Raw genomic sequence first — 24,671 nt, 5'->3', positions numbered from 1 at the left:
GGGGGTCAGCGGGCCACCGTGGCCATCAGGTTGGTGATCTGGGTGTTGCGGTAGCGCAGCACCAGGCTGACCTTCTGGCCCACCTTGAAGGTGCCGCCCAGCACCACCCGGTAGCTGCTGCCGGTGCCCAGGTTCAGGACACCCGGCACGGGCAGCATCTCCACGACTTCGCAGCGCGGGGTGCAGCGCAGCATGCGCGCGCGCCCCACGCTGCTCCAGACCCCGGTCAGTTCGTCGGCGCGGGCCACCCGCAGCGCGCCGCTCAGCAGGGCGCCGCCGTGCGTGAGCTTCAGGGTCAGGGTGGGGGAGAGGGCCTGGGCAGAGGGCGCTGTGCCCACGCACAGCAGCGCGGCCAGAGCGGCACGCGGCCAGAGAAAACGGGCATTCATGCGCTGACTCCTTCGTCCTCGGATTCGGTGGCCCCGCCCTCGGTGTCCGGACTGTCGGTATCTGGGGCGTCCACGGGGGTCTTCATGATCTCGCGCAGCACGCTGGTGGCGAAACTGCCGCGCGGCAGGGCGAAGGCCAGGACATAACCGTCGTCCGCAGGCTCCACGCTGGCTTCTTCCAGAAACACCCGCGTCAGGCGGCGGTCGCCCTTGCGCGAGTGAAACATCTCGGGACTCAGGCCCAGGGTGCCCAGGGCTTCGCGCTCCAGTTCCCCGGCTTCGGCGCTCAGGGGGCGCACCTTCTTGCCAAACAGGGTGCCGGTGGCGCTGACCTCGCCCCGGGCGGCGCGGGGCGACTCGGCGGCAGCGTCCTCGACCTGAAACACACCGCCGGTGTCGTGTTTCTTGGCCATGTCGCCGGCCAGCAGGGCGTCAAAGACCCCGCGTTCCAGGCGCAGACTGACAAAGGCGTTAAACACCACACTCTGCAGGGCCGTGGTCAGAAAGCGCCGCACCCGGGGGTCGCGCACGCGCGACTCGCCACGCACCACGCGCAGGCCCTCTTCGGCGTTCAGCCCGCCCAGGCCAAACCGCTGCGGGCCAAAGTAGTTGGGCACGCCGCTGCTCTGCAGGTGCGCCAGCAGGCGCGCGGCCTGCTCCGCCTGCCCCGGGGCGCCGCGCACCCGCACCACAAAGCGGTTGCCCCGCAGGTGGCCCAAGCCCAGCTTGTTGGTGTGCCGCGTGACCTGCAGCACCCGCACGCCGCTGAAGGCGAACTGCTCCAGCCGGGCTTCATAGCGCGCCGGGAGGCTCAGCCACTGGGTGGTGACCGCGTGGCGGTCCTTGAGCCCCGCCACGCCGATATCGCGGTCCTTGACCCCCAGCTGCGTGCCCAGTTCGCGCAGCACGTGCGCGGTGGTGTGGCCGATCTTTTCCAGCTGAACAAACAGGTGGTCGCCCTCGCCCGACAGCGGGTAGGCAGGCAGCTCTTCCACCCGGAAGTCCTGCGGGTGCTGGCGCAGGGTCCCGCCTGTGCCCGCCTCGGTTGTCAGGGCGCGCAGCGCCGACCAGTCAAACACCAGACTCACGATTCGCCCACCATAGCCCGCACGTTCTAGAGTGGCGTGAGAAAGGCCCCTGGACGGTGCCCGGCAGTGGGGGAGGTGGGGGGCAAAGGTCCAGTGCCCATAAGGCCCCAGTGCGCAGTGGCCGCCCAGTGCCAGCCAGACATGAACAGGGGCGCGCTGGGGTTTTAATTCAGAACCCGGTGCTCGGCGTGGGCTGGCGGCGTCCAGTCGGCGCGGAAGAGGTGGGTGTTGCTCGGGGTGCGCGCGGGGGCGTACCACACCCTCACCCCAGAATCGTAGGCCGACACCGGCAGCACCGCCTCCTGGCCCGCGGCCAGTTCGACCACGGCCTCGCCGCGCTCGGTGCGCACGCGGTACCACGCATTGACCCCGGCCGGCGACCACCCAGCCAGCCACAGCCGCGTGCCGGAGACGTTGCGCAGGTGGGCGCCCCGCGCCGAGAGTGTGACGCTGAGTTCCGGCCACGCCGGGGTGACCGGCGTTTTCCAGCGGGCCGAGAACCCCAGCGGTGTGGGCGCGGCGGTGCGCCGGAACAGGGCGGCGCTGACAAACGCCCCGGCGCTCCAGAGCAGCAGGACCAGCGCGGCAAAAAACGTGCCGGGTTCCAGGCCACGGCGCAGCAGCCCTGCCGCCAGTGCCGCGCCCATCACCAGCCCCACCAGCGGCCAGCCCACCCCAGGACGCCCCGCCGCCGGCCGAAAGGCGCGCGGCCAGTATTCGGCCAGCAGCAGCAGCGCCGCGCCCAGGCCAAACAGCGCGGGCACGTCCAGCACGGGGGCCAGCAGCAGCAGCCCCAGGCCGGGGGCGGCCCACCACGCCGCCGCCGGGCGCAGTTGCCGCCGGGCCGCCTGCCCCACCCGGATCAGCCAGTACGCGGCCAGCACGGTGCCCATGACCGCCAGCGCCGCGCCCAGTTCGCCCGGCGCGCCCTGCAGCGGCCACGCCGCCCAGCCGTCACTCGTCACGGCCACCCTTGCGGTGCCGCCCGATGCCGGTGGCCACCCCGCCGCCCGCCCCCGGCGCCGGGGGCACGCTGGCCGGGGTGGCCAGCGGGGCGCCCGGCAGCACCCCGGGCTGGGCCTGCCGCTCGATCTCGTAGGCGAGGTGCCCGATCTCGGTTTTCAGGATGCCCTCCCAGGCGGTTTTCACGGCATTCAAGCTGCCGGGCATGGCAAACACCACCGCGCCGCGCACCAGCCCCGCCACCGCCCGCGACAGCATGGCCGCGCCGCCCACCTGCTGGTAGCTGAGCATACGGAACAGTTCCCCGAACCCAGGGATCGGTTTGGTGATCAGGCTCTCGACCACCGGCACCGTCACGTCGCGCCCGGTGATGCCGGTGCCGCCAGAGCACAGCACCACCGTGGCCTCGCGGGTAAAGGGCACCAGCGCCGAGCGGATGTCCACGGCGTCGTCGCGCACCACGCGGTAGGCCACCAGTTCGTGCCCGGCGGCCTGCAGTTCGGCGCGCAGGTAGGCGCCGCTTTCATCGGTCTCCGGGGTGCGGGTGTCGCTGATCGTCAGCACCGCCACCCGCACGGCCCGGGGGGCGCGCTGGCGGTGGCTGGCGGCGCCGGTGTCGGGGGTGGGCGCTTGCGGGCCGCGAGGCTGGGTCATGCCCCCAGCATAGAGTGCGGGCCGCTGCCTCTGGCAGAGCTTTGGGGCCCAGGCGGCGCGCTGGGCTGGACAGCGGGGGAGGGGGTGCTGCACAGCGGGGGAGGGGGTATTGCCGCCCTTGCAGCGGCACCCGGAACGAAGGGCGTGGGGTTTCGCCCGCCGCGTGCGCCGCCCTCAGCCGGGTCCGGCGTTCAGCACGTTGCGTGCGGCTTCGGGCAGGGCGGCGCGGTCGCTGCGGCGCAGCGCACCCCGGGGACGGCGCAGCAGCAGGGCCAGATACACCTGCGCCTGCTGCTCCAGAAAATCGCGGTAGCCGTTGTCCTGGCCGCTGCGCACGCATTCCAGGGCCAGCAGGTCCAGCTGGCTGCTCAGCTGCTCCAGGGCCAGATGCCGCGCCGCATGAACGCCGCTGTTGCCCAGCACCTCGCGCATGCTGTCCAGGCGCTCCGGGGCGCGCAGCAGCGTGCGGGCGGCGCGCTTCACGTTGGGGTCGGCCAGGGTGAGGGTGCAGGCGCGGCAGGGCTGCTCCTTGCTGGCCTCGCCGCACACCGGGCAGGGGCGCCAGCCCTGCTCCTCGCGCCACTTGCGGGCCCGGGTGATGGCCTCGGCGGCCCGCAGCACCGCAGGTTTCAGATCGTCGCTGACGCCCTGGGCCAGTTGGCGGGCCCGCGCGCGGTCCGGGGCGGGCAGCGGCGGCGGCGTGACCGGCGCGGGGGCCTCGCGCACGGTGCCCACGCTGAAGCGGATCTCGGTCAGTGGGGTGCTGCCCTCGCCCAGCAGGGCGTTCAGCGCCCGCAGAAAATGGTGGCGCTGCATGCTGAGGTGGTGGGCGGTGGCGCTGTCTCGCACCTCTATGAACAGGGTGCTCCCCTGCTGGGTACGCGGGCGGGTCAGGCGGGCGATCTCCGGCCCCACCGCCTGCGGCCACAGCAGGATGGCGCGCGCGCGCTGAATGCCCCGGGTCAATCGGGCGGTGCCCAGGGTGGCGCCCATCAGGTCGCCCAGGCGCAGCGGGCCGCTCAGGCGGCGGCCCCGGGTCATGTGCCCACCTCGGCCACGGGTGCTTCGGTGGGCACGGCGTCGGCCTCTGTCGCCCCGCCCCCGGCCCCCTCGCCCTCGGGGGTAAAGCGCCCGGCGTGGGCGCGCAGGGTCAGCGCCGCGCCCGGGGCCCGCTCGGTGCCGGTCACGATGGCCTGCGGCACGCTGGAGGCCAGGTCCAGCAAAAAGGCCCGCCGCCCGGGGTCCAGTTCGGCCGAAAAGTCGTCAATCAGCAGCACCGGACGCTCGCCGTAGCGCTCGGCCAGCAGTTCCAGTTCGGCCCGGCGCAGCGCCAGGGCCACGGTGCGGCCCTCGCCCCGGCTGGCATATTCGCTGGCCGGAAAGTCGCCCAGGGTTAGCAGCAGGTCGTCGCGGTGGGGCCCGGTGACGGTGGAGCCGCGCGCCAGTTCCTCGCTCTGGCGGGCGGCCAGGTCGGCGGCGTAGGTCTCGGGGGTGGTGGATTCCTGCAGGCTCAGGGTCAGGGGTTTGTGGCTGCCCAGGCCCGCGTTGGCCTCGGCGGCCAGTTCGTTCAGGCGCACCAGGGCGCGGCGGCGCACCCGCATGATCTCGGTGCCCAGGCGCACCAGCGCGTCGTCCCACACATGCATGGCCCAGGCCTCGCCGCCGCGCAGCGCGGCGTTGCGCTGCGAGACCGTGCGCTCGTAACGGGCCAGGTGCTCGGCGTAGCGCGCGCTCAGGCGCGACAGCAGCGAATCCAGATAGGCGCGGCGCCCCGCCGGGGGCCCAAACACCAGTTCGCTGTCCTCGGGGCGAATCCACACCGCGCTGCCCCGGGGCAGGTCGCCGGTGCGCACCCGCACCCCGTCCTGCTTGAGTTGCCGCCGCCCGCGCCCCAGGCCCACCTCCTGCACGCTCAGGCTGCCCCCCGATTCCAGGTCGGCGCGCACGTAGGCCTCGGTTTCGCCGGACTGCACCAGCTGTTCCAGGCGGCTCACATCGGTCTGGCCGGTCAGGGCGAGGTAGGCGGCTTCCAGCAGGTTGGTCTTGCCCGCGCCATTTTCCCCGAACACGCCCGTGACCCCGGCCGGAAAGCGGAGGGTACAGGGGGCGAGGTTCCGGTAGTTCAGGGTGGAGAGCGAGTCCAGACGCACCCGCCCATTCTAGGCGCCGGCCCCGCCCCTCTTCAGCGGCGGGGGCCGCCATTGGCCATGCCGCTCCGCGCGGTAGGCTGGGCGGCATGGCTCAGCCTGCCCCCCTGCCCACCCCCGAGGCCCTGAACGCCCTGGGCGAAGGCCACCTGCCCGGCCTGATCGGCATTCGCTTTACCCAGGTGGAGCGCGAGCGCCTGCGCAGCGAACTGACGGTGCGCCCCGAACTGCTGGCCCCCAACGGCTTTCTGCACGCCGCCAGCGTGGTGGCCCTGGCCGACACCACCTGCGGCTACGGCACGCGCCTGCTGCTGCCAGAAGGGGCGAGCGGCTTTACCACCATTGAACTGAAAAGCAACCACCTGGGCACCGCACGCGCGGGCCGGGTGACCTGCGAGGCGCGCAATGTCCACGCTGGGCGCACCACCCAGGTCTGGGACGCCGAGGTGCACGATGAGGCCGGCAAGTTGATGGCGCTCTTCCGCTGCACGCAGGCCGTGCTGTACCCCCGCTAGGCTGTGCCCACCGCCGAGCCCTGGCTGCGCAGCCCCGACCCCCTGACGCGCGAGGTGGCGCGCGCCTACGCCGAGGGCGCTTTTTTAATGGACAACGGCGACGGGCTGCAGTTTTACACGGTAGAAAACCGCGCCCTGGTGCCCCTGACCGAAGACGACGGCCTGCACATTCCCCGGCGCCTGGGGCGCGAGCTGAAGCACTTTGAGCTGAAGGTGAACACCGCGTTCCCCGAGGTGCTGGCCGGCTGCCGGGGCGAGTTGCCGGGCAGCCCCCCGCGCGACGGGCAGTGGATCAGCGAGGAACTGGCCGCCATCTACCAGCACCTGCACGCTACGGGCCTCGCCCATTCCTTCGAGGCGTGGCGCGGCGGCGAACTGGCCGGCGGCGTGCTGGGGCTGGTGCTGGGCGGCGCCTTTATCGCCGAGAGCAAGTTTCACCGCCAGACGAACGGCAGCAAGGCGGCGCTGATTGGCCTGGCGCGCCGTCTGCACGCCCGTGGCTTTGCCCTGCTGGACGCCCAGATTCTGACCCCCCACCTGGAGACCCTGGGGGTGAAGGAGGTGGGGGGCCGCGCCTACCGCGCCCAGCTGAAGGCGGCCCTGGCGCTGGATGTGACGTTGGAGGACGAGGAAGCCGTGCCCTGAAGCCCGGCTGGGGGATTGGGGGCCTTTGCCCATAATTCACAACACTCATCCAAAAGCAAGCCTGTTTCCTGGCCGGGGCCGCGCCTAGGGTAAAAGCACCTCGACAATTCAGCACAAACGAGGCGCAGCGGCAGGAGGGCACGCTCCTGCCCGTAAGGAGGCTTATGGTCAAGAAAGCGGTGTTTGTACTGGTGGCGGCGCTGGTGCTGGGCAGCAGTGCTGGGGCCACCTCTGGTCCCTTTCCGCCCCAAACCCCCCCGATTTGCGGCGAGCCCGGCTGGCCCCCCTGCCAGCTGAAATAACCCCCACATCCCCTGGGGGCGGCGCCCAGACCGCGCCATGCACCGAGTGACCGTCACAGGCCGCCTCTATGTGGAGGCGGCCTGCGGCGTGTCATACGGCTTCTGAAACCTGCCAGCAGGTTCCCGGCCGGGCTGCGCAGCAGAGGAAAAAAAGACGGATTTCTGGGAGTTGCGCCTGGAAGGCGCCGCAGGAGAGGACCATCTGACTCTTGTCTGGATGTCCCGGACATGGACGGCAGGCCGTACTCACGGGGTGAGTGGGTTTTTCTCCCCGGAGGTTTGCCCAGGGAGAGGGGCAGCCCCCCTACCCGCTTTCAACGCCCGGCGCGACCTGCACGGCCGCCTTTCCGGTGAAAGGGGCGAGGCCGGGAAAGGTCACCGTGAAGGTGGTGCCCTGGCCCAGCCGGGTGTCCACCAGAATCTCGCCGCCAAAGTGCCCAGTCACGATGTCGTGGATGATGGACAGGCCCAGACCCGTGCCCTTGCCCACTTCCTTGGTGGTGAACATGGGCTCGAAAATGCGCGGCAGCACGTCTTCGGGGATGCCGCTGCCGGTGTCTTCGACTTCCAGGGTGCGCGCGCCGGCCTGCTGCCCAAAACGCACCGTGACATTGGCCCCGGGCGGGCAGGCGTGGATGGCATTGACCACCAGGTTGGTCACCACTTGGGTCAGGCGGCCCGGCTCGCCCTGCAAGGTCACGCCCTCCCGGGGGCGCTCGAACAGCAGATTGACCTTGGCGGCGCGGGCCTCGTGGGCCAGCATGGTCAGCGTGTCTTCCACGCCCGCCACCGCGTCGAAGGTGCGGCGCTCAGAGACGGTGTCGCGGGTGTGGCCACGAATCTTGCGGATAAAGTCGCCAATTCGGCTCAGGTTGCGCTGCGCGGCGTCAAGGCTGGTGGCCAGTTCCCGGGCAATCTCGCGGTGGTCGTCGTCGGTGACCTCGGGGTGGCCCACCGAATCCCGGTACTCCTGGGCCAGGCGCGTGGCTTCGTGCAGTTCGTTCAGGGTGGCGGCCAGCGGCGTGTTGATCTCGTGGGCCAGGCCGGCGGTCAGGCGCCCCAGCCCGGCCAGTTTCTCGCTGGACAGCAGCCGCGCCTGGCTGGCCTGCAGCGCGGCTTCGGCGGCCCGGCGCTCGCTGATGTCGCGCTCTACACTCAGCAGCATCTCGCGCCCCTGCAACGTCACCAGCGCGAGGTTGATCTCGACCGGGTAAATGGAGCCGTCGCGGCGCAGGTGCTCGGCTTCGAAGCGCAGGGTCCCTGCCTCGCGCACGCGCGTGCGGAAGGCCTCGTTCGCTGCGGGGTCTGCCAGCAGCGCCTCACCGTTGGGCAGGGCCACATAGGTACTTTTCCCAATCAGTTCTTCGGGGGCATACCCCTTCATGCGCGCCGCCACCTCGTTGCACTTCAGGATGGGCATCTCGCCGGCAAAATCCACCAGCATCACGCCGTCGGGCGAGGCCTCAAACAGCACCTCGAAGGTGCGCCGGCTTTCTTTCAGGGCCTGCTCCGACAGAACCCAGTCGGTGACGTCGCGCGAGTTCATCACCATGCCCTGCACATCGGGGTCGTCCAGCAGGTTGGTCGCCACCCACTCCAGCCAGCGGTACTGCCCGTCGCGGCGGCGAAAGCGGCTGGTCAGGCGCGAGGTCGCGCCGGGGCCGCCAAACACCGCCTTGGCGAACTCGGCGCGGATGGCCGCGTGTTCGTCGGGGTGCATGTAATTCAGCACCTGCTCCCCCAGGGCCTCTTCCTCATCGTGGCCCAGCACCGCCTGCATGGCTGGGCTGGCGTAGCGCACCTTGCCGCTGGGGCTGATCACCGTCAGCAGATCGCTGCTGCGCTGTACCAGGGCCCGGAAACGCCGCTCACTGGCCCGCAGGCGCGCCTCGGCCTGAAAGCGGGCCGTGACATCGCGCACCATCAGCAGCGCCACGCCCGCCTCTGGGTCCAGCGACTCGGCTGAGAGCAGCACGTCGCGCACCTCGCCGTCGGTCCGGCGCCACTGGGCATGGAGATCGTGCACGGCCGCGCCCGCGTTCAGGGCGGCCTGCAGGATGCCCAGCTGTGCGGGCACGGTCCACAGGCCAGCGTGCGCCGGGTCACCGGCCGGAAACACCGTCTCCAGCGTCGCGCCCACCACGGCGCCGAAGGCCGCGTTGGCATGCTGCATCTCGCCGCTGGTGCCGACCAGGGCCATGCCCATGGGACTGGCTTCAAAGACCTTCTCAAACCGCCCCAGGGCAGCGGCCAGGGCGTCTTGCTGCGCCCGCTCGGCGGTGATGTCCAGCATCACCCCACCCAGCGCCACCACCCGGCCGCCCTCCAGCAGCGGCGTGACCAGGTCGCGCACCCACACGGTGCGGCCACCCGCGGCCAGAAAGCGGTATTCCACCGAGGTGGGTTCGCCCGTCTCCAGGCTGCGCGCGTGCGAGGCCAGCACCCGGTCGCGGTCCTCGGGGTGCAGGCGGCTGACCCAGAGGTGGGGGGTACTCATCCACTCGTGTGGGGTAAAGCCCAGCAGGGGCTCAACCCAGCTGGAGACAAAGGTGGCGCGCTGGGTCTGGGGATCGGCCTCCCAGACCACGCCCTGCACCAGCGCCGCCAGCCGCGCCACCGGGCTGTGTTCACTGAGCTGGGACATGGGCATGGCGCCTTAGCCCCCCTCGCCGGCCAGGGCCAGGGCGCTGGCCACCTGCACGCGGTTGCGCCCGCCGGCCTTGGCGGCGTACAGCGCCTCGTCGGCCTGGGCGAGCAGCGCGGCGGCGCCGGCCACGGCCCCGGCGCCGCCCGGATCGGTGGCCACCCCAATGCTGGCGGTGACCTGCACCGTCTGGCCGTCCCAGTCCAGCCGCAGCGCGGCGATGTGCTCGCGCAGGCGCTCGGCCAGCACCCGCGCGCCGTCCAGGCTGGTGTGGGGCAGCAGCACCGCCAGTTCCTCGCCGCCGTAGCGCGCCGCCAGATCGGTGCCGCGCACCTGCTCGCGCAGCGCCGCGCCCAGGCGGCGCAGCAGGGCGTCGCCGGCCAGATGCCCGTAGGTGTCGTTCACCCGCTTGAAGTGGTCCACGTCAATGAGCATCACGCTGGTGGGGTGGCCGTGGCGGGCGCCCAGCCGCAGCGCCTCGTCCAGCCGCCCGGCCCAGGCGCGGCGGTTCATCAGGCCGGTCAGGTCGTCGGTGGTTGCCAGTTCAAAGAGCTGCACGTTCTGAATCGCCACGGCCGCCTGCGCGGCAAAGACTTCCAGCAGTGTCAGGTCTGCCTGCACGGCGGCGGGCGCGGCGAGGTCCACCAGCACCACGCCCACGTTGCGGTCCCCCACCTGCAGCGGCAGGGTGGTCAGCGGCTCGCGGCTGGGGCGCCCGCACTGCGCGGCCTGCACCACGGCCTGCCGTTCGGGGTCGCCCAGGTCGTGCCACTGCCGCCCCTCAAAGCGCCCGGTGGCCACGCGCACCTCAAAGGCCTGATCGCTGGGCACCGCCAGCAGGCTGCCGGGATGGCCGCTGCCGGGGTGGGCGCCGGGCACCACCGCCACGCAGGCTCCCGAAAAGCCCAGGATGCCCTGCAGCTGCAGCAGAATGCCGCGCAGCAGTTCGTCCAGCGATTGCAGGCGGTGCAGCTGCGGCGCGGCCTGCAGAATGTGGTTCAGGCCGTCGCGCGAGGCCAGAATGGCGGTCACGTGGCGGTGGGCCTTCAGGGCGGCGTCCACCCACACCAGCAGTTTGTCGGGGCCCTCGGATTTGTCGTGGTAGCCCTGGATATCCAGGTCGCGCAGCATGTCGCGCGGCGGGCGCTCGGAGGCGTAGCCGGTCTGCAGCACCACCTGCAGGCCGTGCCCACGCGCGCGCAGTTCGCGCACCACGTCCTCGCCGGTCATCCCGGCCATGAAGTAGTCCAGCAGCATCAGGTGAACGTCGTGTTCCCTCACCAGCCGCAGGGCTTCCTCGCCGCCGTCGGCGGTCAGGACCGTGTGGCCGCAACTGCGCAGCAGCCGCGCCACCGTGCCGCGCAGCTCGGCGTCGTCGTCCACCACCAGGACCGTGTGGCCACTGCTGGCCTGCTGCTGGCTCAGGCGGGCCATAGGCACCCCTGGCATGACACTGCTGTTCTGACCATGGGCGCACTTTAACGTTGGGGTTCTGGCAGGGTTCTTGCAACGTGAAACGGTTGAGAAAGGTGAAGTGTTGATGGTCGCCAGAGATGGGCCCTGGGGTCTGTGTCGTGGTCAGGCTGTTCCCTCAAGCCCTCACCCGGTTGCAGCGGCGGCGCGTTCCACGCCAGGGCTAACAGCCTGTGAATGCTGCCTGGGCCGCTGTTTTTACGAGCACACTTCTTGTTCATCCCCTATTCTCAAGTCTGCTCGGTGCCGCTCTGGATTCCACGCTCATTCGGGGCGCAGCGGTCCCAGCACGGTTGGCGGCAGCCCTGGGGCTTCCAGCGTCAATTGGTCTCCATGCACCACAAACGTCGCGTGCTGGTTGCCGAGCAGGGGCCACCAGTCCCGGACGCAGTAGATGATCATGTCTTGAAGGCCGCTGAGCAAGTGTTCGGCGTCTTGTGGATAGGTCAGGAAATCGTAGTCCTGCCACGCCCAGAGCCCACCGCACCCCACCCCCATTTCCCCGGGCGTGATCTCCAACGTGATCCCTGGGGGCAGCAGAGGCGCCAGCAGGCTCAGCAGTTGAGTGGCGTCGGCGGCGGTCATCTGGTCGTCCGTCATCCGCTAAACGTCTCCCACAGCAGGTAGGCGTTCAGGCCGATGATCACGGCCGCGCACAGCCAGCCGGCCGCGCGCACCAGGGGGCGGCTGACCAGCACGCCCATCAGGTCGCGCCGCGCGGTGAACAGCAAGAGCGGCACCAGGGCGAACGGCACCCCGAAACTCAGGACCACCTGCGAGAGCACCAGCACGCGGGTGGGGTCCAGCCCCAGCAGAATGACCACAAAGGCGGGCAGCATGGTCACCGTGCGGCGCAGCCACAGCGGAATGGTAAAGCGCACGAAGCCCTGCATGATCACCTGCCCGGCCATCGTGCCCACGGCGCTGCTGCTCAGGCCGCTGGCCAGCAGGGCCGTGGCAAACGCCACCGCCGCTGCCGGGCCCAGCAGCGGGGTCAGCGTCTGGTAGGCGGTTTCCAGGTTGCCCGCGTCCTCAATGTTCTTGCCGTAAAAGGTGGCAGCGGCCACTGCCAGCATGCTCATGTTGATCAGCCCGGCCAGCCCCATAGAGACCACCACGTCAATGCGGTTCAGGCGGCTTAAGCGCCGTTTTTCCTCGTCGTTGCGGGTGGGAATGCGGCCCTGGGTCAGGGCGGAATGCAGGTAGATTACGTGGGGCATGACGGTGGCCCCGATGATCCCCACCGCCAGATACACGCCTTCCGGCCCCGGAAAGCTGGGCACAAACCCTGGCCCCAGCGCCGAGAGCGCCGGCCGGGCCAGCACGAACTGCGTCAGGTACGCCACCCCGATTACCAGCACGAACGCGCCGATGGCCAGTTCCAGCGGGCGAAAGCCGCGCCGCTGCAGGGTGAGCAGCCAGAAGGTCACCACCCCGGTAATGGCCGCGCCCCAGATCAGCGGCAGCCCCGTGAGCAGGTGAATGGCCAGCGCGGCGCCCAGAAACTCGGCCAGATCGGTTGCCATCGCCACGATTTCGGCTTGCACCCAGTAAAACCACACCACCGGCCGGGGCCACTGGTCGCGGATGGTTTCGGGTAGGTTGCGCCCACTGGCAATGCCCAGCTTGGCGCTGAGGTTCTGAATGAGCATGGCCATCAGGTTGGCCGCCAGAATCACCCACAGCAGGGCGTAGCCAAACTGCGCGCCGCCCTGAATATTCGTGGCGAAGTTCCCCGGGTCCATGTAGGCCACCGAGGCCACCACCGCTGGCCCCAGAAACGGCAGCACCCGCCCCAGCCCGCGCCGCCCGTGCTGACCGGACAGCACGGCCTGGGCGCGGCGGGTCATGCGGGCGTCGAGGTGGTCACTGGGGGCTGCTGGCGCCTGGGGCGCGCGGGCGCCGTCGGGCGGGGCAGGCGACATGGGCCCTACCCTAGGCCCGCGCCCACGCGGCTGTCTACCGGGGCGCCGCTTGAGCAACCCCTGAAGTTGGGGCGGCCCTGGGCCCCTCTCCCCCTAGCCAAATCCCCGCCGGGCAGCCCCCGGGCCCGTACCCTGAACCCCATGACCGCTCCTGCCCCTGCCCCGGCCCAAGAGGCGCGTCCGGCCCCGCTGCGCGTGCTCATCTGCGACGAGATGAACCCCGGCGAGCTGCAGCACGAGGGCTTTGAGATTGACTACGAGGGCAACATGGCGCGCGAGGAGACCCTGCGCCGCCTGCCGAAGTACGACGCCCTGATCACCCGCAGCCGCACCCGCGTGGACCGCGAACTCATTGACGCGGCGGGCCCGCGCCTGAAGGTGATCGGGCGCGGCGGTGTGGGCGTGGACAATATTGATCTGGACTACGCCAGCCTGCGCGGGCTGCTGATCCTGAACGCGCCCGAAAGCAACAACGTCTCGGCGGCGGAACTGGCGGTCATGCACCTCATGGCGGCGGCGCGCGGCCTGACCCGCTCGGACCGCAAGACCCGCGCGGGCGACTGGGACCGCAAGTTCCTGGGCATGGAGCTGAAGGATAAAACCCTGGGCATCGTGGGCCTGGGCCGCATCGGCTCGATTGTGGCGGACCGCGCCCAGGGCCTGCGCATGCGGGTGGTGGCCTACGACCCCTACGTCCCCGAGAGCAAATTCGAGCGCCTGGGCGTGACGCGCGCCGCCACGCTGGACGAACTGCTGGAGCAGGTAGACGCCCTGACCGTGCACACCCCCCTGACCGAGGAAACGCGTGGCATGATCGGCGCCGCAGAGCTGGCGCGCCTGCGCCCCGGCGCCATCGCCGTGAATGCGGCGCGCGGCGGGATCATTGACGAGCAGGCCCTGGTGGACGCGCTGGGGTCCGGCCACCTGTTCGCCGCCGGGGTGGACGTGTTTGAAGACGAGCCCCCGGCCCCCGACCACCCGTTCCTGGGCGCGCCCAATCTGGGCATCACCGCGCACCTGGGCGCCAACACCGCCGAGGCGCAGGAGCGGGTGGGCGCCGAGATCGTCTCGCGCGTGCTGGCGGCCCTGCAGGGCGATGTGAGCAAGGGGGCGGTCAACGCCCCGGCCCTGGACGCCAAGACCCTGGAGGCCCTGGGCGGTTACCTGAAGCTGGGCGAGAAACTGGGGCGCATTCTGGCCCAGCTGCTGCCCGGCGCCCACGACCTGGAGGTGACCTTCCGGGGTGAATTCCCCGCCGACCCCGCCCCGGTGGTGACCAGCGTGCTGGTGGGCTACCTGTCCGGCCACACCGACGAAACGCCGAACATGATCAACGCCCGCGCCCTGGCCCGGGAACGCGGCCTGAATATCGCCGTTCGTGAGGAAACCGAAAGCCCCGACTACCAGACCGAAGTGATTGTGCAGGTCAAGAGCGGCGGCGGCGGTGAAAAGCAGCGCACCCGCACGGTGGGCGGCACGGTCTTTGGCCGCAGTCCCCGCCTGACCCGCCTGCGCGACTTCCGCGTAGAACTGGAACCCGAGGGTCACATCCTGATCGCCAGCAACCAGGACAAGCCGGGCGCCGTGGCCAAGCTCTCGGCGCTGCTGGGCGGCTGGGGCGTGAACATTGCCGGGATGGCCCTGGGCCGCGCGCAGAAGGGCGGGCAGGCCCTCTTTACCCTCACCCTGGACGACGGCCTGAGCCCAGAGCAACTGGCGCAGGTGCGCGCCCTGGATGTGATTGACAGCGCGTATCTGGTGCGGGTGTAGGAGGGGTCGAGGGGTCTAGAAGTCGGGGGGTCGAGAAACGGCAGGGGGCCGAGGGGTGTGCCACCCGAATCGGCCCAGTGCGGCCTCCTATGTGACGGGCCGCCGGGGCATCGGGTCCAGGCAGTAAGGCCGGCCCTGGCGCGAACCGTGGAGCTGCAGAGGGCCCTACGCTGAAGTCTCGACCACTCGACTTCTCGACCTCCCCAATGTCCCCTCACAGCGCCCGCCCCAGCCGGTCGGCCGCCACCAGCAGCACGTCCCACACCCCACTGAAGGGCGGGGCATAGGCCAGATCAGCTTCAAAAAGCTGCTGCACGGTGCCCCGCGTGTGCAGCAGCGCGGCCACCACATCCACCCGTTTCACGCTCTCGTGGTTCTGGGCCAGCAACTGCGCGCCCAGCAGGCGGCCGGTGCCCCGCTCGCCGGTCAGGCGCACATGGATGGGCCGGGCGGCCTCGTGGTAGCCGGCGTAATCGGTGCTTTGCACGTCCACGCTCACGGCCTTGATGCCCAGGGCTTCGGCCTCGGTCTGGGTCAGGCCGGTGCGGGCCACGCCCAGTTCGAAGGTCTTGAAGATGCCGGTGCCCACCACGCCGGGAAAGCGCGCTTCGCCGCCCGCCATGTTCACCCCGGCCACCCGGCCCATGCGGTTGGCAGTCAGGCCCAGGGGAATGTGCACCCGGCGCCGGGTGACGCGGTGCAGGGCTTCGGCATTGTCGCCAGCGGCGTACACGCCCGCCACACTGGTTTCCTGGCGCAGGTTGACCGCCACGGCGCCCGTGCGGCCCAGCCGGGCCCCGGCCGCGCGGGCCAGTTCCACGTTGGGGCGCACGCCCACAGCCACCACCACCACGTCGGCGCGCACCTGCCCCTGGTCGGTCTGCACGCCACTCACGCGGCCCTGGCCGGTCAGGCCCTGCACCGTCACGCCGCAGCGCACGTCCACGCCGCCGCGCTCCACCTCGGCGCGCACCTGCTGCTGCAGGGGCCGGTCCAGCATGCGCCCGGCCACCTCTGGCGCCTGTTCCAGCAGCACCACGCTCAGGCCCCGGGCCCGCAGGGCCTCGGCCAGTTCCAGGCCAATATAGCCGCCGCCCACGATGCAGGCCCGCCGCGCCCCCTGCAGGCTGGCGTCCAGCGCCTGCCCGTCTGGAATGTCGCGCAGCACATGTACGCCTTTCAGTGGGGTCCGGGCCCAGTCGGGGCGAACAGGGGAGACCCCGGTGGCGATCAGGAGGCGGTCGTAGGGCTCGGCCGCGCTGCGCCCGGTCGCGCGGTCCGTGACAGTGACCGTGCGGGCCTTCGCGTCCACCCCCGTCACGTCGTGGCGCAGGCGCACGCCAATGCCCCGGGCGCGCAGTTGCTCCGGGGTGCGGGCCACGAGGTCATCAAAACTGTTCACCTGGCCGCCCAGCACGTAGGGCAGGCCACAGGCGCCGTAACTGACCACCTCGCCGCGCTCAAAGACCACCACCTCGGCCCGGGGGTTGTGACGCTGCGCGCGGCTGGCCGCACTCATTCCGGCGGCCACGCCGCCCACGATCACGATGCGCATAGGGGCAGCCTACCCAGCCGCCCGCGCCGGGGGCCCGCAGCCCAGGGAACGCTCAAGGCTGGCTCACGGCTCCGGGGCCCAGCACCGCGGCCCGGAGCCAGCGAAAGACATGGTGGGTCAGGCCGCTGGGAACGCTGGGCCTCTGCCGTGGGTTGTCCGCGTTACCGTTTGACCTGCCACGGGTGGCTGGCCAGGGGAACGCTGCGCATGCCGGTCAGAGAGCCAATCAGGGTCTGGTCCTCGGCGAAATGGGTTTCCTCGTAAGCCTCGACCATAGACCAGCCCGCCGGGAGCTTCAGGTCGTAGCGCTGCTCCCACGCCCCAGTGGTGGGGGTGGCGTCGGTGACCACGTTGCCTGTGATGGTGACCGGCCGGTCTGCGTAGGCGAAATACCAGGCTTTCAGGGGCCGGAAGGGGTCCGGGTCCATGATGTCGATCTGGGCGTCCAGATCATCGCCGCTGAGCAGCGTGGTGCTGGCCAGCTTGGGATTGCCCTGCACATACAGCGCCTTGACGATGTTCCACCGGGCCTCGGGGTCGCTGACCACAAGGGCGCAACGGTCGTAGACGCAAGGGTCGTTGGTCGGCAGAAGCCGCGCCGTTTCGCGCAGGTAGGGGCGCATCTGGGCCGCGCTTGCCGTGAAGGTCAGCGTGAACTGGCCTGCGGCGTTGATCTTGCCACTGATGAGCACGTCATTTTTGCCCATGACCAGTCCAATGGTCTGGGGGCCATCCGTCCAGCCCTGGACTTTGCCGGTGTAGGCACTGGGGGCCGCCACGGTCCATCCCAGTAGAAGGGCGCCGAGCAACAGGGTTCGGGGGATCATGGGTTCACCATAACAACCCGGCCGGGCGGGGAAAACCGCACCTGTGGCCCAGGCCTGTCTGCCGCGCTGCCCACCGGTCACGAGACCCGGCCGGGGGCCTGTGGTTAGCGCCCGAAGGTCTGCACCCAGTACGTGGCGAAGGTGGTCTGCGGGGTGCCGTTGCCCATGCCGGCGCCAAAGCTCTGCCACTCCGGCTTCATCAGGACCGTGCAGTGGCCGGGGCTGTCCAGCAGGGCCTGCAGGGCTTCTTCCGGGGTCAGGACGTTGTAGACGGCGTTCTCGCCCACCGCCTGACCGGCAAAGCCACTTTCCTGGGCCCGCTGGGGCGGCTCGCTGCCGGTTACTGGGTTCACATGGCCGCGAAAGTTCAGCCGGATCATGTCGTCCACCTGGGTCTGGGCGGCGCGGGCCAGAGCGTCGTTCCACACCAGAGGCGGGGCCGGGGCAAACAGCTGCTGGCCGCAGCGCTGCCCCTGGCGCCGGGCCTCGTTGGTCAGCACCAGAAAGCGGCCCAGCCAGCCCTGAGGATCGGCGGTCTCGATCAGGGCGGGCTGCACGTACACCAGGGCCGCGCGCCCGTCCTGCACCGAGACGCCGTAGCGGGTAAAGCCCACGCGGTGCCCGCACTGATTGGCCAGCGCGCCGGCCACCGCCTTGACCTTGCCCAGCTTGGGCAGCAGAAAGGAACTGAAGCGCTTGGCGGGGTAGTGGCTGGCCTGCAGTTCGCCCTTCAGGGGAAAGCCGCGCAGCACCCGCCCGGCCACCGCGTCCAGCGCCTCATCACGCGCGGCGGCCTGCCCACAGTCGGCAAAATCTGCTGCCACCAGCCGGGCAAAAACCTCGCTGTCGGCCACCAGCGCGTCCGGGGCCAAGCGGGCTTCTGTGGTGGGCGCTGCCGCCCCAGTTGTCTGCGCGCCGGCCAGGGCCGCCAGGGTCAGGGCGCCCCACAGGGGCAGCGTGAGGCAGGCGGCAAGGTGGGGCACCTTCACAGTTCATCAGGTGTCCTCCCACATTTCGCTCACAAAGAGGTGGGTGGATGTGAGGTGTTTCACGCGTCCCACCGCCCGCCTGGCTACCGCCCCAGGTCGCGCCGCTCCAGCAGGGGCCACGCCAGCAGCAGCAGGGCCGCGCCCACCGCCACCTCGGCCGGCAGGGCGCGCAGGGAGACCGCCTCGCGCAGCGTCTGGCCGCCCAGGGGCAGGGTCCAGGGGTTCAGGTGGCCCAGGTCGCGCAGCGCCGGCACCTGACTGCTGAGGGTATGGGCCACCAGCAGCGCCACCCCCAGGCCCGCCCCGGCGGCGGCGGCGGGCCCAGCGCGCCCGGTGGCGGCGCCCACCGCCAGGGCCAGCGCCCCGAACACCCAGGCCCCCAGCGTGTGCAGCGCGGCGGTCTGCAGCACCAGTCCGGCGGGCAGCGCCGCCTGGAACACCGCCCCCAGTCCCCAGACCGCCACGAACAGCACCGCGCCCAGGCCCAGCACCAGGGTCAGCAGCGCTGCCCCGGTGCCCAGCAGCAGGTCGCGCCGCGTGACGGGCTGCGCCAGCGGCAGTTCCAGCCAGCCGCGTTCCTCGGCGCCGGCCAGCAGCGCCGCGCCCGTCAGGGCGGCGTACACGCTCAGCAGCGCGGGCATCAGGCTCAGCAGGCGTCCGCCCACATAGCCGGCGGGCGAGGTGAGGTCCTGGCCCACCAGCTGCCGCAGCGCCTCCGGGAGGTTGCGCATCAGTTCGTTCACCGCCGGGTCGTTGCGGATGCTGGGGTAAAAGGCCAGCACCAGCAGCGTGTAGGCCAGCAGAGACGCGCTCCAGACCAGCCAGCCGCGCCGGGCGTCGCGCAGGGCCTGCCGGTAGACCTCAGGCCACATGGCTTTCCCCCCCGGGCGCGCCGTAGTCCAGAAAGAAGGCGTCTTCCAGCGAGAACGGGGTCAGGCTGAAGGAAGCCACCTCTTCGGCCGCCAGGGCGCGCAGCAGCGTGTCGGCCGGGCCGCGCCAGACGCCGCGCCACTCCAGGTCGTGCCTGCTCACCTCGCTCAGGCCCGGCAGCGTGCCCAGGTCGCGGCCCGGGGGGCGGGCAAAACGCACCGATAGCCGCTGCGGCAACCCGGCGCGCAGGGTGCTCAGCGTTTCCTGGCGCACCAGGCGCCCGCCGCGCAGAATCGCCACCTGATCGGCCACATGCTCCACCTCACTCAGCACATGGCTGGACAGAAACACGGTGCGGCCCTGGGCGCGTGCCTCGCGCAGCAGCGCCAGCACGGTGGCCTGCGCCAGCGGGTCCAGGCCGTCGGTGGGCTCATCCAGAATCAGCACCTCGGGGTCGCCCAGCAGCGCGGCGCACAGGCCCACCTTCTGGCGGTTGCCCTTGCTGAGGGTCCCCACCCGGCGCGAGACGTCCAGGCCCAGGCGCTCGGCGGTCTGCAGGGCGCCCTGCGGGGAGACGCGGCGCAGCGCGGCGGCGCGGGTCAGCACCTCGCGGGCGGTGTGGCCGGGGCGCAACTTCACCTCGCCGGGCAGGTAGCCCACCCGGGCGTGGACGGCGGCGCGGTTGTGCCACACGTCATGGCCCAGAATCTGCGCCTGCCCGGCCGTGGGGCGCAGAAACCCCAGCAGCGTGCGGATGGTGGTGGTTTTGCCGGCCCCGTTCTGCCCCAGAAAGCCGAACACCTGCCCCGTGGGCACCGAGAGGCTGGTGGGCTGCAGGCCAGCGCCCCCAGCAAACTGTTTGCTCAGGCCGTCCAGCGTGATCGCGTTCATTCGGGCCTCCGGTTCAGGGCGTGCCACTGGGCCAGCACCTGGGGAAACAGGTCCAGCCACAGACGGTAAAAGGCGCCCATCTCCTGCAGGGGCGCAGGGTCGCCGCCCGGGGGCAGGGCGCGCAGCCCTTCCTCGGCCAGCTGCACAAAGGTGTTCAGTTTGCGGTTGCCCTGCTCGGTCAGTTCGGCCCAGGCGCCGGGGCGCATCCGGAAGCGGTCGGCGCGCTCGCCGGGGCTGGGGGCATGTTCGATCAGGCCCATCATCGTCAGGTGTTTCAGGGCGCTGCCCACGCCCGCGCGGCTGGCCTGCAGCAGCGCCGCCACCTCGGCCGCCGTGTGCCCGCCCGGCGGCGCGCACAGCAGCGTCCCCAGCACCCGCCCCGACAGGCGCGGCATGCCGATCATCTCCAGCAGCACCCCCGCCCGTTCCACGAACTGCAAGTGGTTGCTCATACCAACACTGTAAGACTTTTCAGTCATTTGTGGAAGTTGTTAAAAACCCGTCATAGGCCGGCTCGTGCAGACGGCGGTGAAGCCGACTGGAGGCGCCCCACTACTCTGGACCCGTGACCCCTAGCGCTTCCCCGGCTTTTCCCTTTGCGCCCCTCAACCGCGAGCGCCTGATCGCCCCGGGCCCAGTAGAGGTGGCGCCCGACGTGCTGGCGCAACTGGCCCAGCCCCAGATGCACCACCGCGCCCAGGCCGGCATTGACAAGCTGATGGAAGCGCGCGCCAAGCTTTCGCGCCTGCTGGGGGCTCCGTACGACGCGGTGATCACCACCAGCAGCGGCACCGGGGCTTTTGAGGGGGCGCTGGTGAGCACCACGCCCGTGGGCGCGAAGGTGGTCAATGCCCAGGCCGGCAAATTCAGCGAGCGCTGGGGCGAGATGGCCGGGCGACTGGGCTACCGCACCGAACTGGTGGCCCGCCCCTGGGGCGAGCTGCTGGACCCCCAGGAGGTCGCGGGCGCGGCCCGGGACGCCCACACCCTGCTGATCACCCACAGCGAAACCAGCACCGGCGCCCTGCACGATCTCGAAGCCATTGCCCGCGCCGCCCGCGCTGACAACCCGGACCTGATCATCATTGCCGACAGCATTACCTCGTACGGGGTGGCCGAACTGCGCCCGGCCGAGTGGGGCGTGGACGTGATCGTCTCGGGCAGCCAGAAGGGCACCGCCACCCCGCCGGGGCTGGGTTTCGTGCTGTTCAGCCCAGAGGTGCAGGCCCGCCTGATTCAGAACCCCGAGCGCGGCTTTTACCTGGACCTGACCCGCGAACTGGCCGGGCAAAAGGCTGGCAACACGCCCCAGACCCCGGCCATTAACCTGATCTACGCGCTGAGCACTGCCCTGGACCGCCTGCTGGCCGTGCCCCTGGAAGAGCTGTGGGCCGAGCAGCGCCGCAAGACCGACGCCCTGATCGCCGCCGGCACCGCCCTGGGGGCCCCCGCCTGGGCCGCGCGCACCAGCCCGGCGGTGGCGGTGCTGACTCCGCCCCAGGGCCTGACCGGGCGGCAGGTGGCCGCTGGGCTGGCCGCAATGGGCCAGCGCGCCCTGCCGGGGCAGGCCCCCCACGAGGACACCGTGTTCCGCATCAGCACCATGGGCTACGCCGACCGCTACGACGCCCTGGGGATTGCCGGCATTCTGGAAGACTGCTTTGCCGCCCTGGGCGTGAAGTTTGAACGGGGCGCAGCAGTGCAGGCCGCCTGGAACGCCCTGCGCTGAGCCCAGGCTTAAAGGAATGAGGGGCGCCGGTTGAAGGCTGACCGGCGCCCTTGGTTGTGTGTCCCAGGGCCGATGTTTGGCCGCTTCCCGGCTTCACAAGGCTCATCAGGGAGAAGAACCGTCGTCTGGCCCTACACGCCCCTTGCCTGCCGCGATTGGGACAGCGCCAGAAGGTCGAGCCGGGCAGGGGCGATGTCTGCGGCGGCGGCCCTCAAGCCTCCTCTGCCCAAGCCTCCATCACCCGGAGCGTGGCATTAGGCTTGCAATCGAAACCAAGCTGCCCATTCCGATGGCCTCCACAGGCCCACTGCTCAGCCAATTGATCTATGGTTGGAAAAGTCTGATATGTCATATTGTGCAGCCTATGAGATTGTTGCAAACTTGGAAGTATGACTCCTCCTGAGCTGTCACCCCCCGACCGACCGCCGCCCACTCCCGAGCATGTGGAGGCCGCCCAGCGCCTGGGCCACACCATGAAACGCCTGCACCGCCTGATCAGCAGCCGGGTGATGCGCGGCATGCAAGACGAGCTGCAGGGCCACGACCTCAGCTTTTCGCAGGTAACGGCGCTGCACCAGCTGCGCGCCCACGCACCCCTAAGCGTGACCCAGCTGAGCGAGCGCACCCGCCTGAGCCTGCCCGCCGCCAGCCACCTTGTGGAGCGGCTGGTGAAACGGGGGCTGGCCGCCCGCCAGGAAAACCCGGACAACCGCCGCGAGAAACTGGTGGACCTGACCGACGCCGGGCGCAGCGTGGTGGGGCGCATGGACGCTGAATTTGTGCGCGCCTATGTCACGACCTTCACCGGGCTGAACCTGGACACCATCACGGCAGCCGAGCGCCACCTGCAAAGCCTGCTGGACGAACTTGAACCGCTTTCGCCCCCCTGTCAGGAGCATCCATGACCACCCCTTCCACTGCCGAGCCCGCCGGGCGCATTGATTACGCCAAGACGCTCGATCTGCCCACCAAGCGCCTGATTCTCTTTGGCGTGCTGCTGGGCCTGTTTCTCAGCGGGCTGGACCAGACCATCGTGTCCACCGCCATGCCCCGCATCACCCAGGAACTCAACGGCCTGTCGCTGTACTCCTGGGTCACCACCGCCTACCTGCTCACCAACACCGCGCTGGTGCCCATTTACGGCAAACTCTCGGACCTGTACGGCCGCAAACCGATCCTGATGATCGGGATCGTGATTTTCCTGCTGGGCTCGGCGCTGTGCGGGCTGGCCGGCGAGCCCTTTCTGGGCAACCTGTTCGGCGGCGGCATGATGCAGCTGGTGGTGTTCCGTGGCCTGCAGGGCGTGGGCGCCGCCGCGCTGGGCTCGGTGGCCTTTGCCATCATCGCCGACCTCTTTGAGCCCGTGGACCGCCCACGCTACCAGGGGCTGTTCGGCGCCGTGTTCGGCCTAAGCAGCGTGATTGGGCCGCTGCTGGGCGGCTTCCTGACTGACCATGTGTCGTGGCGCTGGGTGTTTTACGTGAACCTGCCTATCGGGCTGCTGGCGCTGGCCTTTATTGCCAGCAAGATGCCCCGGCTGGCCAGCGGCCTGAAAGCGCGCGTGGACTGGCTGGGTGCTTTCCTGATTCTGGTGTTTGCCGTGCCGATGCTGCTGGCCCTCACCTGGGGCGCGGACGGCAACTACGCCTGGACCAGCCCCACCATCCTGGGCCTGTTCGGCCTGAGCGCCGCCGCCCTGATCGCCTTTCTGGTGGCCGAAAGCCGCCACGAAAGCCCCATTCTGCCGCTGACCCTGTTCAAGAACCCCACGTTTGCCTGGGGGGCCATTGCCCGCTTCATGATCGGGGCCGGGTTCCTGGGCGCCATTCTGTTCCTCAGCCTGTATCTGGTGCAGGTGCAGGGGGTGTCGGCCACCAAGGCCGGGACCGCCACCATTCCGCTGACCGTGGGCCTGATCATCGGGGCCGTCGGCTCCGGGCAGATTGCCAGCCGTATGGGCCGCTACAAGCCCCTGATGCTGATCGGCCTGATCACCGCTGCCCTGGGCTTTTTTGCCCTGTCCACCCTGAATGCCGATTCCAGCTATGGCAGCGTGGTCATTCGCATGGTGCTGCTGGGCCTGGGCCTGGGGCCCGCCCTGCCGCTGTACACCACCGCCCTGCAACTGGCGGTCAAGCCCTGGGAAATCGGCGTGGCCACCAGCGCCGGGCAGTTTTTCCAGCAGATGGGCAGCACGATTGGCACCGCCATTTTCGGCGCCGTGCTGACCGCCGGGGTCAGCAGCAACCTCGCCACCCAGTTTGCCGCGCAGGCCGCCGCCAACCAGGGCACGGTGGCGACCCGTCTTCAGGAAATTGGGGACAGCATCAAGGCCGGGGGCAACAAGAACGGGGGCGACCGTAACGCCACCCCCGAGACCCCCGAGCAGATTGGGGCCCGCTTCGCGACGCTGCGCCAGAACGTCACCAAGGCCATCGAAAGTGGCGACCCCGCCGCCCTGCAGGCACTGAAGACCGACAAGTTCATTGCCAGCCTGCCCGCCGAAGCCCGCACCCGCTTTACCTCGATTCCCGAAGGCGGCGTGCCCGCCCAGGTGAAGGCCGGCTTTGCCCAGACGCAGGCCGCCATCGAGCAGGCCGTGAACAGCGGTGATCCCAAGCAGCTGCAGGCCGTGGCCGCCAATCCCCAGCTGCCCCAGGAACTGCGCGCGCGCCTGAGCACCATCCCCGCCCAGGCACTGGCCGCGCCCCAGGCCCGCGAGCAGATTCTGGCCGGCATTCGCCAGGGGCTGGCCCAGGGTGAAGCGGCGGCGGCCCAGCAGGCCACGCAGCAGGCCCTCACGGCGGCGCTGAACGGCGTGAACGACGGCGAGAAGATCTCGCTGGCCAGTGCGCGCGCCGCCAAGGTGGCCTTTGCCGACACCATCTCCAGCATCTACCGCTACTCCATTCTGGTGGCCCTGCTGGCCTTCCTGGCCACGCTGATGATGCCCAACCTTCAGATTCCCCGCCGCGAGAAGGGTGAAAAAGCCGCCCCTGCCCACGTGGAGATCTAAAGCACGCTTCACGGCAGCGAACAGTTGCGCCCAGGGCCCTTCCTTGACCGGAGGGGCCCTGGGCTGTGATACAGAACTCAAGGGGTTCCAGACCCGTTGGGGCCACCCGGCGGCCCCCTCACCCTTCCGTCGCTGCGCTCCTCCCTCCCTCTCCCACCAGGGGAGAGGGGAACACAGCAAGGGATCAGGCGAGAAGCCAGTCATTTGAGAGCCGCTGACATCAAGAGGATGTTGGGTCTCGACCCTCTGCCCGCGTGGGACTCGAAGAGCGGCGCCGCA

General features: G+C 70.3%; 22 protein-coding genes. 6 read left to right on the top strand and 16 right to left on the bottom strand.

The window, feature by feature from the left end; translation table 11 throughout:
- Positions 1-5 precede the first annotated feature (5 nt).
- From K7W41_RS14860 to recF, 6 genes are all read right to left on the bottom strand, one after another.
- Positions 6-389, bottom strand: a complete 384-nt coding sequence (locus K7W41_RS14860) for a hypothetical protein (RefSeq protein WP_224610059.1) — start codon at positions 387-389, stop codon at positions 6-8.
- A complete protein-coding gene (truD, locus tag K7W41_RS14855; protein WP_224610057.1) occupies positions 386-1,477 on the bottom strand; it encodes a tRNA pseudouridine(13) synthase TruD in 1,092 nt (363 codons plus the stop codon). Before truD ends, K7W41_RS14860 begins: the two co-directional genes overlap by 4 nt.
- Before the next feature lie 164 nt (positions 1,478-1,641).
- Positions 1,642-2,442, bottom strand: a complete 801-nt coding sequence (locus K7W41_RS14850) for a hypothetical protein (RefSeq protein WP_224610054.1) — start codon at positions 2,440-2,442, stop codon at positions 1,642-1,644.
- Positions 2,432-3,094 carry a MogA/MoaB family molybdenum cofactor biosynthesis protein gene (locus tag K7W41_RS14845; RefSeq protein WP_224610052.1) on the bottom strand — a complete coding sequence of 221 codons (663 nt, stop codon included), beginning with the start codon at positions 3,092-3,094 and terminating at the stop codon, positions 2,432-2,434. The genes K7W41_RS14850 and K7W41_RS14845 overlap by 11 nt, the downstream gene beginning before the upstream one ends.
- Positions 3,095-3,268: 174 nt before the next feature.
- A complete protein-coding gene (locus tag K7W41_RS14840) occupies positions 3,269-4,135 on the bottom strand; it encodes a DUF721 domain-containing protein (protein WP_224610050.1) in 867 nt (288 codons plus the stop codon).
- A complete protein-coding gene (recF, locus tag K7W41_RS14835) occupies positions 4,132-5,244 on the bottom strand; it encodes a DNA replication/repair protein RecF (RefSeq protein WP_224610048.1) in 1,113 nt (370 codons plus the stop codon). Before recF ends, K7W41_RS14840 begins: the two co-directional genes overlap by 4 nt.
- Before the next feature lie 86 nt (positions 5,245-5,330).
- On the opposite strand from recF, the gene K7W41_RS14830 reads away from it, so the two are divergent.
- Both K7W41_RS14830 and aat read left to right on the top strand, forming a co-directional pair.
- Positions 5,331-5,756, top strand: coding sequence for a PaaI family thioesterase (locus K7W41_RS14830; protein ID WP_224610046.1), 426 nt, complete (start codon positions 5,331-5,333; stop codon positions 5,754-5,756).
- 3 nt (positions 5,757-5,759) lie between these two features.
- Positions 5,760-6,401: a leucyl/phenylalanyl-tRNA--protein transferase gene (aat, locus tag K7W41_RS14825; RefSeq protein WP_224610044.1), complete on the top strand. Its 642-nt coding sequence runs from the start codon at positions 5,760-5,762 to the stop codon at positions 6,399-6,401.
- A gap of 606 nt (positions 6,402-7,007) precedes the next feature.
- On the opposite strand, the gene K7W41_RS14820 is transcribed toward aat, so the two are convergent.
- The 4 genes from K7W41_RS14820 to K7W41_RS14805 form a co-directional block, all read right to left on the bottom strand.
- Complete coding sequence (locus K7W41_RS14820; protein WP_224610042.1) at positions 7,008-9,347, bottom strand: PAS domain S-box protein; 2,340 nt, start codon at positions 9,345-9,347, stop codon at positions 7,008-7,010.
- 12 nt (positions 9,348-9,359) lie between these two features.
- On the bottom strand, positions 9,360-10,781 hold the full coding sequence (locus tag K7W41_RS14815; RefSeq protein ID WP_224610039.1) for a GGDEF domain-containing response regulator: 1,422 nt from the start codon (positions 10,779-10,781) through the stop codon (positions 9,360-9,362).
- Between the two features lie 303 nt (positions 10,782-11,084).
- Positions 11,085-11,420, bottom strand: a complete 336-nt coding sequence (locus K7W41_RS14810; RefSeq protein WP_224610038.1) for a hypothetical protein — start codon at positions 11,418-11,420, stop codon at positions 11,085-11,087.
- Positions 11,417-12,670, bottom strand: coding sequence for an Nramp family divalent metal transporter (locus tag K7W41_RS14805; protein WP_224610226.1), 1,254 nt, complete (start codon positions 12,668-12,670; stop codon positions 11,417-11,419). The genes K7W41_RS14810 and K7W41_RS14805 overlap by 4 nt, the downstream gene beginning before the upstream one ends.
- 216 nt (positions 12,671-12,886) lie before the next feature.
- Here K7W41_RS14805 and serA point away from each other — a divergent pair, with 216 nt between their 5' ends.
- Positions 12,887-14,515, top strand: a complete 1,629-nt coding sequence (gene serA, locus K7W41_RS14800; RefSeq protein ID WP_224610036.1) for a phosphoglycerate dehydrogenase — start codon at positions 12,887-12,889, stop codon at positions 14,513-14,515.
- A gap of 214 nt (positions 14,516-14,729) precedes the next feature.
- Here the strand turns inward: serA and K7W41_RS14795 are convergent, their stop codons facing one another.
- From K7W41_RS14795 to K7W41_RS14770, 6 genes are all read right to left on the bottom strand, one after another.
- On the bottom strand, positions 14,730-16,070 hold the full coding sequence (locus K7W41_RS14795) for an FAD-dependent oxidoreductase (protein ID WP_224610034.1): 1,341 nt from the start codon (positions 16,068-16,070) through the stop codon (positions 14,730-14,732).
- Positions 16,071-16,231: 161 nt separating this feature from the next.
- Positions 16,232-16,897: a hypothetical protein gene (locus K7W41_RS14790; protein WP_224610032.1), complete on the bottom strand. Its 666-nt coding sequence runs from the start codon at positions 16,895-16,897 to the stop codon at positions 16,232-16,234.
- A 104-nt stretch (positions 16,898-17,001) separates the two neighbouring features.
- The gene (locus tag K7W41_RS14785) at positions 17,002-17,880 is read right to left on the bottom strand and encodes a CAP domain-containing protein (protein ID WP_224610030.1); all 879 of its coding nucleotides are present in this window, start codon (positions 17,878-17,880) and stop codon (positions 17,002-17,004) included.
- 89 nt (positions 17,881-17,969) lie between these two features.
- Positions 17,970-18,758, bottom strand: coding sequence for an ABC transporter permease subunit (locus tag K7W41_RS14780; RefSeq protein WP_224610028.1), 789 nt, complete (start codon positions 18,756-18,758; stop codon positions 17,970-17,972).
- Positions 18,748-19,647: an ABC transporter ATP-binding protein gene (locus tag K7W41_RS14775; RefSeq protein ID WP_224610026.1), complete on the bottom strand. Its 900-nt coding sequence runs from the start codon at positions 19,645-19,647 to the stop codon at positions 18,748-18,750. The genes K7W41_RS14780 and K7W41_RS14775 overlap by 11 nt, the downstream gene beginning before the upstream one ends.
- On the bottom strand, positions 19,644-20,099 hold the full coding sequence (locus tag K7W41_RS14770; RefSeq protein WP_224610025.1) for a GbsR/MarR family transcriptional regulator: 456 nt from the start codon (positions 20,097-20,099) through the stop codon (positions 19,644-19,646). The genes K7W41_RS14775 and K7W41_RS14770 overlap by 4 nt, the downstream gene beginning before the upstream one ends.
- A gap of 203 nt (positions 20,100-20,302) precedes the next feature.
- Here K7W41_RS14770 and K7W41_RS14765 point away from each other — a divergent pair, with 203 nt between their 5' ends.
- The 3 genes from K7W41_RS14765 (at position 20,303) to K7W41_RS14755 (ending at position 24,392) form a co-directional block, all read left to right on the top strand.
- Positions 20,303-21,376 carry an aminotransferase class V-fold PLP-dependent enzyme gene (locus K7W41_RS14765; protein ID WP_224610224.1) on the top strand — a complete coding sequence of 358 codons (1,074 nt, stop codon included), beginning with the start codon at positions 20,303-20,305 and terminating at the stop codon, positions 21,374-21,376.
- A gap of 389 nt (positions 21,377-21,765) precedes the next feature.
- Positions 21,766-22,281, top strand: coding sequence for a MarR family winged helix-turn-helix transcriptional regulator (locus tag K7W41_RS14760; protein ID WP_224610023.1), 516 nt, complete (start codon positions 21,766-21,768; stop codon positions 22,279-22,281).
- Positions 22,278-24,392 (top strand): MDR family MFS transporter, encoded by a 2,115-nt coding sequence (locus tag K7W41_RS14755; RefSeq protein WP_224610021.1) that lies wholly within the window; start codon positions 22,278-22,280, stop codon positions 24,390-24,392. Before K7W41_RS14760 ends, K7W41_RS14755 begins: the two co-directional genes overlap by 4 nt.
- Positions 24,393-24,671 lie beyond the last annotated feature (279 nt).

The sequence above is a fragment of the Deinococcus multiflagellatus genome, assembly GCF_020166415.1.
Taxonomy (GTDB): Bacteria; Deinococcota; Deinococci; order Deinococcales; family Deinococcaceae; genus Deinococcus; species Deinococcus multiflagellatus.
The sequence above is the reverse complement of the archived record's forward strand: the minus strand, read 5'-3'. Positions and strand labels throughout refer to the sequence as shown.